The 16086-nt window shown below is 59.6% G+C and carries 7 protein-coding genes; 2 read left to right on the top strand and 5 right to left on the bottom strand.

All coding sequences use genetic code 11. From position 1 onward, the window contains the following. Position 1: 1 nt before the first annotated feature. The 5 genes from AC30D7_RS18310 to putP all read right to left on the bottom strand — a co-directional run bounded on the left by AC30D7_RS18310 (position 2) and on the right by putP (position 9703). Positions 2–418, bottom strand: a complete 417-nt coding sequence (locus AC30D7_RS18310) for a hypothetical protein (RefSeq protein WP_490134996.1) — start codon at positions 416–418, stop codon at positions 2–4. A gap of 9 nt (positions 419–427) precedes the next feature. Then, the gene (locus AC30D7_RS18305; RefSeq protein WP_490134995.1) at positions 428–5218 is read right to left on the bottom strand and encodes an RHS repeat-associated core domain-containing protein; all 4791 of its coding nucleotides are present in this window, start codon (positions 5216–5218) and stop codon (positions 428–430) included. After that, entirely contained in the window at positions 5218–5955 is a 738-nt protein-coding gene (locus tag AC30D7_RS18300; RefSeq protein ID WP_230174585.1) for a DUF4123 domain-containing protein, read from the bottom strand. Before AC30D7_RS18300 ends, AC30D7_RS18305 begins: the two co-directional genes overlap by 1 nt. Further along, positions 5945–7963, bottom strand: a complete 2019-nt coding sequence (locus tag AC30D7_RS18295) for a type VI secretion system Vgr family protein (RefSeq protein ID WP_490134994.1) — start codon at positions 7961–7963, stop codon at positions 5945–5947. The genes AC30D7_RS18300 and AC30D7_RS18295 overlap by 11 nt, the downstream gene beginning before the upstream one ends. Positions 7964–8218: 255 nt before the next feature. Beyond that, complete coding sequence (gene putP, locus AC30D7_RS18290) at positions 8219–9703, bottom strand: sodium/proline symporter PutP (protein ID WP_019581897.1); 1485 nt, start codon at positions 9701–9703, stop codon at positions 8219–8221. A gap of 460 nt (positions 9704–10163) precedes the next feature. Between putP and putA the strand changes: the two genes are divergently transcribed. Together putA and AC30D7_RS18280 are read left to right on the top strand one after the other, a co-directional pair. Further along, positions 10164–14117 carry a trifunctional transcriptional regulator/proline dehydrogenase/L-glutamate gamma-semialdehyde dehydrogenase gene (gene putA / locus AC30D7_RS18285; protein ID WP_490134993.1) on the top strand — a complete coding sequence of 1318 codons (3954 nt, stop codon included), beginning with the start codon at positions 10164–10166 and terminating at the stop codon, positions 14115–14117. Between the two features lie 143 nt (positions 14118–14260). Continuing rightward, the gene (locus AC30D7_RS18280; RefSeq protein ID WP_490134992.1) at positions 14261–16063 is read left to right on the top strand and encodes an acyl-CoA dehydrogenase; all 1803 of its coding nucleotides are present in this window, start codon (positions 14261–14263) and stop codon (positions 16061–16063) included. Positions 16064–16086: the final 23 nt, after the last annotated feature.

Raw genomic sequence — 16086 nt, 5'->3', positions numbered from 1 at the left:
TTCACCAACTAGATTGATCTTCGAGACTAGCTTTTTGAAGATCACTCTTCCACTCCTCACCAGCCAACTTATAAATATCCTCAAAAAAACCTCGATGATCGTCTATTTCCGTTTCGTCCCATGCCATAGACGTATTTGTCTCGTAATCGCTTTCAAACTGTGTAGAAAAATCAAAATTCGACTGCACTAAAGCATCCTCAAGGATTTTAAACATCAAAAAACGATGCCTATATGGCAAATGCTCGAAACGACCCAATATGAACTTCCTAATAATTCTTTCTCTATCACCACTATCATTTGGGTTATAGACCCACAATGCCTCACCTAGTGTTTCCTCACGATCAAAAATAGAGATACCTCCCAGCCAGTACAAAAGCGTCGGTTCAAAAGGAAGGTCATACATAGGCCACTTCAACATTTTATTATCCTAATCTGGGAATGCAGTATAGGGCTTGACAAGACCACCCTGACGAAACCTGACCTCTGAGTAATTCAACTCATCTATATAATAAGGATTATTTAGATCTTTTTTATTTGGTTTATAACCTCTACCACCACCCGGCATTTCCTTCCTTACAACGGGATCCCCTGTTGGGGTAAAACCCGTGGGAGCAGGTGGGTTTCGCCTCATCCTAGAAACCGCATCATTTATCGCATTCATCTGGAGTAACCAGCTTTTGAACTGTGAACTGGGATTAATTCTCTCCTTTTTTCCTTTTTTTGTTGGATGACTCCCATTAATTGATCTCTGCTTTAGCGGTGCATGTGGAATTTCGGGATTATGCTTCGCGACAGTATGCATGTCGTAATCGTCCTCCCATTCCAAAACCCGCCGCTTCGCATTCGCCTCAGCCAACTCATCAATCCGCGCCCTACGCTGATCACCCGTCAGCTTCGGCAGCGGCGGTTCACCCTCATCCACCCTAGCGCCAGACATATCATCCGGCGCCCCACACCCAGGCTTATTCGGCGGCGGACAATTCCCGCTCAACCCCAACGGATCAACCCACCCCGTCGGATTCGGCGTGTACTGGTACTGGTTCAGCCCACCCGCCAACTTGATCGGATCCGGTGTCAGATACCGACCAACCTCTGGATCATAGTATCGATGCCGGTTGTAGTGCAGACCGCTCTCGGCGTCGAAGTATTGGCCCTGAAACCGTAACGGTTGTTCAAGTTGCTCGCCCCCGCCGAACGTCTGGTGAGTGACTTTGCCGTAGGCGTTGTACTTCGCCGACCAGACAATCTCGCCGCCAAAATCCGTCAGTTCCTGCGGTGTGCCCAGGTGATCGAGCTGGTAGTAGAACGGGCAGGCCTTTTTCGGACCTTTGCCGTCGAGCATGGCCAACGGGCGGAAGTTGCCCGGCTCGTAGACGTAGCTGCGGTAGTGCTCTTTGCTGCTTTCAGCGACGACTTGGTCGCCCTGCCAGAAGAACTCGGTAGTTTGGCCGTCGACGGTTTTGGCGATGCGGCGACCGAAGGCATCGTAGCGATAGCTCGCGCAACTTCCATCCGGCAACGTGACGCCGACCAGCCGATGCTGGCAGTCGTAGCGGTATTCGGTGACGAGTTTTTGCGCGGTGCCACGGCGTTCGCGGATCAGGTTGCCGAAGGCGTCGTAGTCGTAATGGCGGTCGCCTTGCATCAGCAGGCGATTGCCTTTGACGGTCGTCGGGCCGGGGCGGTCCTGCATCAGCAGGTTGCCGGCTGGGTCGTGGGCGTAGCTTTCCGGCTGTTGGTCGCGGGAGTGGCGGACGCGGGTCAGGCGATTGAGCGGGTCGTACTGGTAACTGCGCTGGCCGTGGCGGGTGTCGGCGATGTGGTCGAGATTGCCGTTGAGGCTGTAGGCATAGTCGCGGCGGTACAGGCTTTTTTGCTGTTGACTGACGGCGTGGGCCTTTAGCCGGCCCTGTTCGTCGTAGGCATATTCGCTGAGCAGCAGGCCTTGCTGGCGCTGTAGTTCTCGACCGGATTTGCACGTGTGGTTTGTAAGACGTGTGCCATTAAGGTCGATAGCCGTCAGCGCGCCACCCTTGGCGTGGTGGTAGTCGAGCTTGCTGCCGTCCGGCAGGCGCAGGCGGTTGAGCTGGCCGCAGGCGTCGTAGCCATAGCGCAGCGTTCCCCAGCCCTGATGCTCGGTGATCAGCCGGTCCTGTTGGTCGTACTCGAACTCCTGCGGATGATCGTGACCGTCGTCGACGCTGACCAATCGGCCGAGGCTGTCGTAGCGGTATTCGACCTTGATGCCGTCGGGCAAGGTTTTGACTAACAGCCGTCCTTCCGCATCCCGCTCGTACCCGGTAACCAGCTGCGAGCCGTCATCGCCGAATTCGGTTTTCTCCAGCAGATGGCCGTTGAGGTCGTAGACGTAGGCGGTGCGGCGGCCGTCGAAACCGGTTTCCTGTCGGATCAAGCCGTTGGGTGTGTAGTCCAGCCGATAGTGTTCGCCGGATTCGTTTTCGATTTCCGTGAGCAGCAGCTGCGCATTGTCATAGCGGTACTGGAGCTGGGTGCCGTCGGGATTGATCCGGCGGCTGACCAGGTGCAAATCGTCGACGTATTCGTAGCGGGTGATGCGGCCCAGTTCGTCGCGTTCGGCGGTGATCTTGCCGTAGGCGTTGTAGCTGAACCCACGGGTGGCGCCGGTCGGCAATGTCGCCTGGACCAGTCGGCCGACGGCATCCCATTGATACTGGGTGAGCGCACCGTGTTCGTCCTGACGAGTCGTCTGCCGTCCCAGCGCATCGTAGGAAAACGTTCGCTGCCCACCATCTGGCAGTGTTTCCTCAAGCAACTGACCCAAGGCATTCCAGACAAAGACATGCCGACTGGTGTCCGGGTAGCGGACCGACAGCAACCGGCCCTGAGGGTCGTAGTGGTAATGGGTGACCTGACCGTCGGGATCGGTCGCCTCGGTGACATCACCCTGGGCATTGCGCTGGTATTTCCACACCGCCTGACCGCGATAGCGCGCATGCAGGAAACCGTTGCGATACTCGTAGGCCGTCGGTTCGTCTTGCGGTGGAATCAGCGCCACCAAGCGTCCGACGTCGTCGTAACGGTATTCGGTGACAGCGCCGAGCGGATCCTGCTCGGCAATCAATCGACCCTGCTCGTCGTAGGCCTTGAGCTGTTCGCCGCCATCCAGCCCAACCCGGCGCACCAGCCGCGCCCGGTCGTCATGGACGTAAACCTCTTCGCTGCCGTCGATGTTCCGGACGGTGACGCTGCCCTGGTCGTCCCAGACATAACGCGTGTCCATCTGCGCAAACGACGCCCAATGCCGCACGCAGCGCGCCGACTTGCCAGACCGTTCCCACTCCCAGAAGAAACTCGCGCCACCGGCCAGTTGCCGCTGCAGGATCACATGTTGATCGTCGTAGTCGTAACGCTCGCTTTCGCCGGCGGCGTTGCTCGCTTCGATCAGTTGATCGCGTTCGTCGTAGTGGTAACTGACCAAGGTTTGTTCGGTGTACCAGGCCTCGGCAAGGGTCTGGGCCGGGCGAAAACTTTGGTAGTCGACAGCGATCAGGTGGGCGCGGTCGTAGCGCAACAGCAAGGCACGACCGGCTCCGTTGTCGAGGCGCTGGATGCGTTCCTGACGGTCGCGGGTGATGCGCAGGCGGTTATCGTAGGCGTCGCTGATCGCCGTCAGCCGACCGTGGTGAAAGTGGTAGAACCGTGTGTCGTCGCCGGCCTGGGCGAGGATCAGTTCTTCGGGGTCATTGCCGAGGTAAATCGCCGCGCGCGACAGGCTGTTGTGGATGGCCGGGCGTTCGTGATTCGGCAGCGGGAACGTGGTGCGGCGGTTTTCGTGGTCGATCCAGATGACCTGGTCGCCGTCGATCTCCAGTCGATGGGCGAGCGAATGGCTCCAGCCAAAGCCGAGGCCGCAGTCGATCTCGGCGGCGCTGGTGCGATAGAGCCGGGTGAAGTCGAATGGCAGGATGCCGTTCAGCGTACCGTCGGTGAGGGTCAGCAGTTCTTCGCCAGTGACCATCGACACCGGGCATTGGTTGGTCGCGGTTTTGTCGACTGAGTCGGCGCTGTCGCCGTTGGGGTTTTTCGCCTGATCCGGGGAGTCGTCGTGGTGTTCGTTTTGCTTGAGCGTGGTGTTGCGTTTGGCATCCCAGCGCAGTTGCATCCGGCCTTTTTTCAGGCCCGCCGCAACACCGCGCGCGGCGACCTTTTTGTAGCGATCAACGTACTCCATGAAGTTGTTGATGATCGCAACCATCGACTTCACGAAGCCCATGGCGGCCTGAAAAATCTGTGCGCTGTACTTGGCCAGGCGCACGGTCAGCCAGGCAATGCCAACCCCGACCACACTCAGTACCAAACCAATCAACAGGTCGATGACCAACCCAACCACGACCTTGGAAATCGCTTCAGCCGAAGACCCGGCCAGTTGCGAAGGTGGCAATGCTTCCAGCCACAAGGTCGCAGTGCGCATCAGCAAGCACAGCGCCGCCTCGTCGCTGGCCAGCAACATGGCCTTTTCCATCTTGTCTGGAGCGGTTACGGCCAGATCGGCAAGTCTGCCGGCGCTTTCACCCAGCTTCTCGGCATAGGCGTTGGGGTCTTTCAGGATGTCGGCGAGTTCACCCATGCCATCCCAAACCGCCTGAATCGCCGCCCAACCTCCCGCGAGCACTCCGTTGCCCACCGCCGCCAACGAAGCGGATGCCGATTGCTGCGACCACTGTGGCTTGAACCCTTCCCATTCCTTGCGCAGCCAGCTTTCCAGCTCCTGGGTCAGGCCGTCGTAGGAGGAGAAAAGATCATCGATTTGAGTCGGGGTGACTTCAGTGTGGACATGAACGCGGTAGAACTTGCCGGGCGTGCCTTTGAACTGCCCCTGACCGTTTTCATCGAGTGTGACAGGTGTACTTTCGCCGCCATCATTGGCAATCACATCGACCTGAATGCTCCCCAACGGAATGTCGTAGACCGATTCGAACTTGCTCTCGATCTGCAGAATTCCACTAGCCGGACACTGCGCAAGACCCGAGATAAAATCATCGTCGCCACTGCTCACCGCAGTCGTGGTATCGCCGAGTTTTATCACCCGCTCCATGTCCAACAGCGAAGGCATGTCCATCGCCCGGCTGACCCTGTCCGCATTCCGGCTCAAGAAGTTGCCAAGCTGTTGGCGATACAAAACCAGTGTGTCTTTGAAACCGTCGAGCTCCTGCTCGATCCGTACGATCTGATCCATCAGTCCAGCTCCGTCATCAGGTAATCCACCAACGCTGATTTCGGCGCTTGAGGCAGGTCTGGCGTCTCAAGAAAACTCGCGACTTTGTGCCGCAACACGCTTTCGGAGAACGCCTCATAAAGATCAGGACGGTCCTCGCTCAACCACTTCAGCAGGTTGTTGATATGCGTTGTCGCAGACTCGGTGGCGAGGTGGTTGAGCAGCGATTCAGATACTTCCCACCAGGGGAAAACCCTGGCGCTCTTCAGCGCGCTGCCACCGATATCCAGCGGTTGGCCATTGATCAGGCAGCGCCCGATCACCGGCATCAGTTGCGCAGCGTTAACCTCGGCAGACTGCAGAATCGGCAGCACATAGCGCCCATCCCAATAGCGGAAAAACACTGCGTTGCCGTTGGGCATCAGAACGTGTGTGAGGCTGCGCAAATGCTCGACCAATGCCTCTTGAGTGGCGCAAGACACCGCCAGCCACCCCCAATCGCGAGACTCAGTGGTGGCGACCCAATCCAGAAACTCACTGTCAGCAGCGACGATTCCGACATAGGGCATCACCGCTTCCCACTCGGCGTAGGCAGTACCAGCCCAGATCGGGCTCGGCGCTTGAGACGTGATCGAGCATTGCCAGGCTTTGAACGGTTCAGCTGCACTGGCGCTGCTGAAAATCGCGAATAGTTGCTCCGACGGTTGCAGTGGCTGGCGCTCCAACCAGGCGCGAGGCGACAAAACATCAGGCGGCACAGACACCGTCCTTGCAGCGCTCACACTCTTCGCAGAACGGCGCATCGCTTTGCAGGCTGAGAATCTGCGCGGCACTGAGCAGCGCCGCCGGGGCTGCTGCAAGTTTCAACGGCACATCCGGCAAGCTCGGCGCAGAAGCCATGGCCGCCATCAGAGCACCACCGACCTGAATCGGCACGCTGCTGAAAATCCCGCCGGGGCCGATGTTGATCCACTGCCCGCCCGCCTGAATGGTCGCGCTGGCGCCGCCGTCGATGACCACTTGCTGGCCGGCGCTGACGTGGAATTGCTGACTGGCATTGAGGGCTTGATTGCTCACGCGAATGTGCCGGTCGCCGACCACCACCAGGTGATCGTCCAACCGCACTTCGGTCTGGCGCTGGCCGTGGGTGATGCGTTTTTCGTCGGCCTTCAGCTCATGGCGGGCGGTGCCGGTGACGACGATGCTGCGCTGATTATCGACCTGCACCTGTTGATCGTTGAGGACGTGCTGAGTCCAGTTGCGCTGGGCGCGCAGGTAGATTTCCTCGGCGCCTTTGCGATCCTCGATGCGCAATTCGTTGTAACCGCCGCCACCGGGACTGCTATGGCTGCGGAAAATACTGCGGGTCTTGTCCGCCGGCAGATCGAGGGGCACAGGCGTCGCGGCGTTGGGCAGGCAACCCATTACCAGCGGTTTGTCGGCATCGGCATCGATAAACCCCACCAGCACTTCCATGCCGACGCGCGGAATCATCACGCTGCCGTAACGGTCGTGAGCCCAGCCAGTGGCTACGCGCAACCAACAACTGGAGTGCTCGTTGAGCTGACCGTCACGGTCCCAGGCGAGCTGAACCTTGACCCGACCGTACTCGTCGCAATGGATTTCGCTGTCCGTCGGACCGGTGACCACTGCGGGTTGATAGCCGAGCATCCGTGGCTTTTCAGGCCCCAGCGGTGGGCGAAAAGAAACGTCCCACGGCGTCGCCAGAAAGGTATTGCGATAACCCTGGAAATCATCTGGGCTGTCGCTGGTGGCTGACTCCTCCAGCACCTGCGGTTGACGGCCGCGGTGTTCAATTTCGGTGATCAACCACAGGTCATTCCACGCCTGACGCGGGTGTTCGGCCAGGTATAGGAAATGCCCGCTGACCAATGCGGATTCGTCGCCACGACCTTCGGCCTGACGGTAATCCGCGTTGTGCCGTTCCAGCGCTCGTTGAGTCAGATGCTTGCCATGTTCCCGATCAGTAAATTGGCCGGGGAAGTGGTAGTCCTCCAGCACCGGTCGCTGCTCGCTGTCGAGGCGGCTCTCGAGTTGCAATCGCGGCTTCTGGAAGTCGTAGTCACGACGGGTGACGGCGGTGGTGCGGGTTTCCAGCCGTACATTGAAACGCTTGATGGCCGGTGCATCCGCTGCCATCCCGCTGCCCGGCAGGTACAGCGTCGGTTCGGGCAAGCGAGGGAAAACTGTCTGATCGTCGCCGAACACCAGCAGATGGCCGTCGGGGCTGTGCTGGAAGTGGTAGTGAATACCGACCTCGGCACACAGGCGCTGGATGAACGCCAGATCGCTTTCAGCGTATTGCACGCAGTACTCGCGCTGGGGGTAATCACTGCCGAGCCGGAACTCGAAGGCGTCGCGCTGGATGCCGTGGTCTTTGAGGATTTGCGCGACGATCGTCGGCACACTTTTGTGCTGGAAGATCCGCTGATTGATACGCCGGTCGAGATACGCCAGACGCGGTACGAGACTGATCTGGTACCCCGTCAGACGGTGCCCGGAATCGCTTTGGCCGACGCGAAGAATCTGACCATGAATACCGGAACCTTGCGTATCGAAACTCAGAAACGCCTGACGATGCAGCAGGCTTTCGAGCTCTATGTCGGGTCGCTCGCTGACCAGTTCCAGGTCAAAACGGTAGGGTTGGCTGATGGCTTCCTTGCCCGTGAACTCAAGCACCTTGAGCTCATTCTGGACGCCGTCGAGGGTCAACGTGAAACGCGGTTGATTGGCAGGCGCGAACATCCGATGTGTCTCTGCAGAATGAAGGCGGGCGATTCTGCATGAGCGACAAGGGGTGTTGATGGAGGGACAAGGAAATCAGATTTACCCTGCTTTTTTAGGGATTTTTCCTTCAAAAAACTGGATAAGGCACTACAGACATTCCTGTCAGAAGCACCGCCGAACAAATGTGGGAGCACAAAAAAAAACGGCCCGCCTCCAAAAGGAAGCGGGCCGTTTTCATGTTCGGCGAAAGGTCAGAGCATCAGCTCATCCCCCTCACTGGTTCAGGCGGAAATCCTTTTCGGCCGCGGCGAAGCGCGAAAGCATGCCGCTGGTCGGCGCGCCCATTTTGCTGACGATGTAGATCGCCAGGCTGGCGAAGATGAAACCAGGGATGATTTCGTACAGGCCCAGCAGTTCGAAGTGTTTCCAGACGATCACAGTGATCGCGCCGACCAGGATGCCGGCCAGTGCGCCGTTGCGGGTCATGTTTTTCCAGATCACGGAGATCAGGACAACTGGACCGAACGCAGCACCGAAACCTGCCCAAGCGTAGCTGACCAGGCCCAGTACACGGTTTTGCGGGTTAGCCGCCAGAGCGATAGCGATCAGCGCAACCAGCAGCACCATGGCACGGCCGACCCAGACCAGCTCAACCTGGGAAGCACTTTTACGCAGGAAAGTTTTGTAGAAGTCTTCGGTCAGGGCGCTCGAGCACACCAGCAGTTGGCAGCTCAGCGTACTCATCACCGCCGCCAGAATGGCCGACAGCAACACACCGGCAACCCACGGGTTGAACAGGATTTTCGCCAGTTCGATGAACACACGTTCGTGGTTTTCGCTCACCGGCAAGGCCAGGGCAGGGTTGGCCGAGAAGTAAGCGATGCCGAAGAAACCTACCGCGACGGTGCCGCCCAGGCACAGGATCATCCAGGTCATGGAGATGCGACGGGCGTTAGCGATCGACTTGACCGAGTCCGCCGCCATGAAACGCGCCAGGATGTGCGGCTGGCCGAAGTAGCCCAGGCCCCAGCCCATCAGCGAAATCACGCCGATGAAGGTGGTGTTTTTCAGCATGTCGAAGTTGCTTGGATCTTGCGCTTCAATGGCCAGGAACGTGGTGTCGATGCCGCCAGTGGCCAGCAGCACGATGATCGGCGTCAGCAACAGGGCGAAGATCATCAACGTGGCTTGTACGGTGTCGGTCCAGCTCACTGCCAGGAAACCACCAACGAAGGTGTAGGCAATCGTCGCCGCAGCACCGGCCCACAGCGCGGTCTCGTAGGACATGCCGAAGGTGCTTTCGAACAGACGGGCACCGGCCACGATGCCGGAAGCGCAGTAGATGGTGAAGAACACCAGGATCACGACCGCGGAGATGATCCGCAGCAGGCCGCTTTTATCTTCGAAACGGCTGGAGAAGTAGTCCGGCAGGGTCAGCGCATCGCCGTTGTGCTCGGTCTGCACACGCAGACGGCCGGCGACGAACAGCCAGTTCAGGTAAGCACCGACGATCAGGCCGATGGCGATCCAGCTTTCGGAAAGACCGGACATGTAGATAGCGCCCGGCAGGCCCATCAACAACCAGCCGCTCATGTCGGAAGCACCGGCAGAGAGTGCGGTCACGACGCTGCCCAGGCTACGGCCGCCCAGAATGTAGTCAGAAAGGTTGTTGGTGGAGCGATAGGCCATGAAGCCGATCAGCACCATTGCTGCGATGTAGATCACGAACGTGATCAGGGTTGGATTGCTTACGCTCATTGAGTTACGCCCTGGCATTGTTTTTATGTAGCGGCGGCTGGTGAACCGCTCGCAAACGATGACGTTTGACAGACGATTCGGGGGCCCGCGCATTTATGACTGATGTTTCCCCAGGAAAGCCATCAGCCGGTGCACCGATCTTTTTGACCGGTTGCACCTTGGCCGCGAATGCTATTCAACAAAGCAAATAAGGTGCAACCAGTTTCGTTCGAATAAGTTGCACCTAGTCGGATTTTCTTGAGAAGGGTCGGTTTTTGCTCCCTTTTAGGGCGTTTTTCAGGTTGCACTAGAAGTAAAAGCACCAAGCAGGCACAGGACTTGTGTACCAGAATTTATTTCCTGACGAGCTGCTTATTATTCCGACAAAAAAGGGTTGCACCCGGTTGCACCTCGACCAGAGCAGGGCTAATCTTGCCGCCAGCTGATGCCACGCGGTCGTGGCAAACATGAGGATAAAAATATGGCTACCACCACCCTTGGGGTCAAACTTGACGACCCGACCCGCGAACGTCTCAAGGCCGCCGCGACCTCGATTGATCGCACGCCGCACTGGCTGATCAAGCAGGCAATTTTCAATTACCTGGAAAAACTCGAGGGTGGTGCAACCCTGTCCGAGCTGAACGGTTTGAATGGCAAGGAAGTCGATGAAGCCGGCGAGGTCCACGTCGATCACGCGCACCAGTGCTTCCTGGAATTCGCCGAAAGCATCCTGCCGCAATCGGTGCTGCGCGCCTCGATCACTGCCGCTTACCGTCGCCCGGAACCTGAAGTGGTGCCGATGCTGATCGAACAGGCTCGCTTGCCGGCACCGATGGCCGACGCCACCAACAAGCTCGCCGCCTCGATTGCCGAGAAACTGCGCAATCAGAAGAGCGCCGGCGGCCGTGCCGGAATTGTTCAGGGCCTGTTGCAGGAATTTTCCCTATCCTCCCAGGAAGGCGTGGCGCTGATGTGCCTGGCCGAAGCGCTGCTGCGCATCCCGGACAAAGGCACCCGCGACGCGCTGATCCGCGACAAGATCAGCACCGGCAACTGGCAACCGCACCTGGGCAATAGCCCGTCGCTGTTCGTCAACGCCGCCACTTGGGGCTTGCTGCTGACCGGCAAACTGGTCGCCACCCATAACGAAGCCGGCCTGACCTCGTCCCTGAGCCGCATCATCGGCAAGAGCGGCGAGCCGATGATCCGCAAGGGCGTCGACATGGCCATGCGCCTGATGGGCGAGCAGTTCGTCACCGGCGAAACCATCGCCGAAGCCCTGGCCAACGCCAGCAAGTTCGAAGCCAAAGGCTTCCGCTATTCCTACGACATGCTGGGCGAAGCAGCCCTCACCGAACATGACGCCCAGAAGTACCTGGCCTCGTACGAACAAGCCATCCATGCGATCGGCAAAGCCTCTCACGGCCGTGGGATTTACGAAGGCCCGGGCATTTCGATCAAGCTGTCCGCCTTGCACCCGCGCTACAGCCGCGCCCAGTACGAGCGCGTGATGGACGAGCTGTACCCGCGCCTGCTATCGCTGACCCTGTTGGCCAAGCAATACGATATCGGCCTGAACATCGACGCCGAAGAAGCCGACCGCCTCGAGTTGTCGCTGGATCTGCTGGAGCGCCTGTGCTTCGAGCCGCAACTGACCGGCTGGAACGGTATCGGTTTCGTGATCCAGGCTTACCAGAAGCGCTGCCCTTACGTGATCGACTACGTGATCGATCTGGCTCGCCGCAGCCGTCATCGCCTGATGATCCGCCTGGTGAAAGGCGCTTACTGGGACAGCGAAATCAAACGCGCCCAGGTCGAAGGCCTGGAGGGCTATCCGGTCTACACCCGCAAGGTGTACACCGACGTTTCCTACATCGCCTGCGCGCGCAAACTGCTGTCGGTACCGGAAGTCATCTACCCGCAATTCGCCACGCACAACGCCCATACGCTGTCGGCCATTTACCACATCGCTGGTCAGAACTATTACCCCGGTCAGTACGAGTTCCAGTGCCTGCACGGCATGGGTGAACCACTGTACGAACAGGTTGTAGGCAAAGTCTCCGAAGGCAAGCTGAACCGTCCGTGCCGCGTGTACGCTCCGGTCGGCACCCACGAAACATTGCTGGCGTACCTGGTGCGTCGTCTGCTGGAAAACGGCGCGAACACCTCATTCGTTAACCGCATTGCCGACCAGTCGATCTCGATTCAGGAACTGGTGGCCGATCCAGTGGCCAGCATCGAGCAGATGGCCACGCTGGAAGGCGGTTTCGGCCTGCCGCACCCACGCATCCCGCTGCCACGTGACCTGTACGGTGCCGAGCGCGCCAACTCCAGCGGCATCGACATGGCCAACGAACATCGTTTGGCATCCCTGTCGTGCGCCCTGCTCGCCACCGCTCACAACAACTGGAAAGCCGCGCCGATGCTCGGTTGCGCCTCCAGCACTGAAAGCCCTGCGCCAGTCCTGAACCCTTCCGATCTGCGTGACGTGGTGGGCCATGTGCAGGAAGCCACCGTCGAAGACGTCGACAACGCGATCCAATGCGCCTTGAATGCTGCGCCGATCTGGCAGGCCACGCCGCCGGCCGAACGCGCCGCGATCCTGGAACGTGCCGCCGATTTGATGGAAGGCGAGATCCAGCCGCTGATGGGCCTGTTGGCTCGCGAAGCCGGCAAGACATTCGCCAACGCCATCGCCGAAGTGCGTGAAGCGGTGGACTTCCTGCGTTATTACGCGGTGCAGGCGCGCAACGATTTCACCAACGACGCCCACCGCCCGTTGGGCCCAGTGGTGTGCATCAGCCCGTGGAACTTCCCGCTGGCAATCTTCAGCGGCCAAGTGGCTGCTGCTTTGGCCGCCGGTAACCCGGTGCTGGCCAAGCCTGCCGAACAAACCCCACTGGTCGCTGCTCAAGCCGTGCGCCTGCTGCTCGAAGCCGGGATTCCGGAAGGCGTGCTGCAACTGCTGCCGGGCCGCGGCGAAACCGTCGGTGCCCGCCTGGTCGGTGACGATCGGGTCAAAGGCGTGATGTTCACCGGCTCCACCGAAGTCGCGCGCCTGCTGCAACGCAACATCGCCGGTCGTCTGGATGCCCAGGGCCGTCCGATTCCGCTGATCGCCGAAACCGGCGGCCAGAACGCGATGATCGTCGACTCCTCGGCACTGACCGAACAAGTCGTCATCGATGTGGTGTCGTCAGCCTTCGACAGTGCAGGTCAACGCTGCTCGGCGCTGCGGGTGCTGTGCTTGCAGGAAGATTCCGCTGATCGTGTCATCGAAATGCTCAAGGGCGCCATGGCGGAATGCCGTCTTGGCAATCCAGAGCGCCTGTCCGTGGACATCGGCCCGGTGATCGACGCCGAAGCCAAGGCCGGCATCGAGAAGCACATCCAGGCCATGCGCGACAAAGGTCGCAACGTGTACCAAGTGGCGATCGCCAACAGCGAAGAAGTCAAACGCGGCACCTTCGTGATGCCGACCCTGATCGAGCTGGAAAGCTTCGACGAACTGCAGCGGGAGATCTTTGGCCCGGTGCTGCACGTGGTGCGCTACAAGCGCAAAGACATCGACCAACTGATCGGCCAGATCAACGCGTCCGGTTACGGCCTGACCCTGGGTGTACACACGCGCATCGACGAGACCATCGCCAAGGTGATCGACAACGTCAACGCCGGTAACGTCTACGTCAACCGCAACATCGTTGGTGCCGTGGTCGGCGTGCAACCGTTCGGCGGCGAAGGCCTGTCGGGGACCGGTCCGAAAGCCGGTGGTCCGCTGTACCTGTACCGTTTGCTGTCGACGCGTCCTACCGATGCGATCGAACAATCCTTCGCTCGCGGCGACGCCATCGCCGCGCCGGACGTGCGTCTGCGTGACGCCATGAGCAAACCGCTGACCGCGCTGCAAGCCTGGGCCGACAGCAACAAGCTCACGGACCTGAGCGCCCTGTGCGTGCAGTTCGCGGCGCAATCGCAAAGCGGGATCACCCGCGTGCTGGCCGGCCCGACCGGCGAACGCAACAGCTACGCCATCCTGCCGCGCGAACACGTACTGTGCCTGGCGGACGTCGAAGGCGATCTGCTGACTCAACTGGCCGCAGTATTGGCCGTCGGCGGCTCGGCGGTGTGGCCGGACGCGGAACCGGGCAAGGCCTTGTTCGCACGTCTGCCGAAAGAAGTGCAGGCACGGATCAAGCGGGTAGCCGACTGGACCAAGGACGAAGTGGTGATTGATGCCGTTCTGCATCATGGCCATTCCGATCAGCTGCGTGCGGTGTGCCAGCAAGTGGCCAAGCGGGCGGGGGCGATTGTCGGGGTTCATGGTTTGTCCCAGGGTGAAACCAACATTGCGCTGGAGCGTCTGGTAATCGAGCGGGCGTTGAGCGTAAACACCGCTGCGGCGGGTGGTAATGCCAGCTTGATGACTATCGGTTAAACCGTAATAAAGCCGGGCGCCTGCAATGGGCGTCCGGTTTTTCAAGCAAGATCTTTTGCTTCTCCATCACCAAGATCAATCATCCTGTTCAGCCTCTATTCCCACGCCTAGACTCGGACCATCCCAAATAAAGGTAGGCCGCCATGTCCGAGACGTTGCTCAGTTCCCGCAATCTGGCTTTCGAGCTGTATGAAGTCCTTGATGCCGAGGGCCTGACCCAACGTGAGCGTTTCGCCGAGCACAATCGCGAGACCTTCGATGCCGCCATCGGCACCGCCCGCAACATCGCCGAGAAGTTCTTCGCCCCGCACAACCGCAAGGGCGATGAGAACGAGCCGCGCTATGAGGACGGTCAGGCGATTCTGATTCCAGAAGTGAAACCGGCAGTGGATGCCTTCCTCGAAGCCGGTTTCCTCAACGCCGCGCGCAGTTTCGATGCCGGCGGCATGCAACTTCCTACGCTGCTTTCCCAGGCTTGCTTCGCGCACTTTCAATCGGCCAACGCGGCGTCGACCTCCTACCCGTTCTTGACTATGGGCGCGGCCAACCTGATTGAAAGCTTCGGCACCGATGAGCAGAAGCAGCGTTTTCTGCAACCGATGATCGACGGTCGCTTCTTCGGCACCATGGCACTGACCGAGCCCCACGCTGGCTCATCACTGTCGGATATTCGTACCCGCGCCGAGCCGGCGTCCGACGGTACCTATCGACTCAAGGGCAACAAGATCTTCATCTCCGGCGGTGACCACCCGCTGTCGGAAAACATCGTGCACATGGTGTTGGCCAAGTTGCCGGACGCACCGGCTGGGGTGAAGGGGATCTCGCTGTTTATCGTGCCCAAGTTTTTGGTCAACGATGACGGCAGTCTCGGCAAGCGCAACGATGTGCTGCTGGCCGGTTTGTTCCACAAGATGGGCTGGCGCGGCACCACCTCCACCGCGCTGAACTTCGGCGACAACGGTGAGTGTGTCGGCTATCTGGTGGGCAAGCCGCACCATGGCTTGAGCTACATGTTCCAGATGATGAACGAGGCGCGGATCGGTGTCGGCATGGGCGCGGTGATGCTGGGCTACGCCGGGTATCTGTATTCCCTGGAATACGCCCGCGAGCGTCCGCAAGGTCGGGTGCCGGACAGCAAGGATCCGACCACCGCACCGGTGGCAATCATTCAGCACGCCGACGTCAAACGCATGCTGCTGACCCAGAAAGCCTACGTCGAAGGCGCGTTCGACCTCGGGTTGTACGCGGCGCGGCTGTTCGACGACACCACGACGCTTGAAGGCGAAGCCGAGCGCAAACAGGCCCACGAGCTATTGGATCTGCTGACGCCGATCGTCAAATCCTGGCCGTCGGAGTTTTGCCTGAAGGCCAACGAACTGGCGATCCAGATTCTCGGCGGTCACGGCTACACCCGCGAATATCCGGTGGAGCAGTATTACCGCGACAACCGCCTGAACCCGATCCATGAAGGCACCCACGGCATTCAGTCGCTGGACTTGCTGGGGCGCAAACTGGCGCAAAACGGTGGCGCGGGGCTCAAGCAATTGATCCGTCTGATCGCCGACACCGCCGAGCGGGCACAAGCCCATGAATCGTTGACCGCGTTGCGTGAGCCTCTGGAGAAACTGGTGGCACGCCTGCAAACCGTGACCATCGGTCTGTTGACCGATCTGGCTCAGGGCAAGGTCAACAGCAGCCTGGCGAACTCGGCGCTGTACCTGAAAGTGTTCGGTCATACGGTGATCGGCTGGCGCTGGCTGGAACAGGCGATTCGTGCCGAGGAAGGGTTGGCCAAGGCTAATGCGGCGGATGTGAGCTTCTATAAAGGCAAGTTACAGGCGGCGCGGTATTTCCTGACGTGGGAAGTGCCGGGTTGCCACCATGAACTGGCGATTCTTGAGGCGCGGGATAATGTGTGCCTGAACATGCAGGATGAGTGGTTCTGACCCCCTCACACTGATCGTTCCCA

This window comes from Pseudomonas sp. DF5 (assembly GCF_058148225.1).
The sequence above is the reverse complement of the archived record's forward strand: the minus strand, read 5'-3'. Positions and strand labels throughout refer to the sequence as shown.

Bases quoted from the DNA above. Each gene is read 5' to 3' on its own strand.
- AC30D7_RS18310 (WP_490134996.1), bottom strand. From the start codon at position 418: ATGTTGAAGTGGCCTATGTATGACCTTCCTTTTGAACCGACGCTTTTG.
- AC30D7_RS18305 (WP_490134995.1), bottom strand. From the start codon at position 5,218: ATGGATCAGATCGTACGGATCGAGCAGGAGCTCGACGGTTTCAAAGAC.
- AC30D7_RS18295 (WP_490134994.1), bottom strand. From the start codon at position 7,963: ATGTTCGCGCCTGCCAATCAACCGCGTTTCACGTTGACCCTCGACGGC.
- putP (WP_019581897.1), bottom strand. From the start codon at position 9,703: ATGAGCGTAAGCAATCCAACCCTGATCACGTTCGTGATCTACATCGCA.
- putA (WP_490134993.1), top strand. From the start codon at position 10,164: ATGGCTACCACCACCCTTGGGGTCAAACTTGACGACCCGACCCGCGAA.
- AC30D7_RS18280 (WP_490134992.1), top strand. From the start codon at position 14,261: ATGTCCGAGACGTTGCTCAGTTCCCGCAATCTGGCTTTCGAGCTGTAT.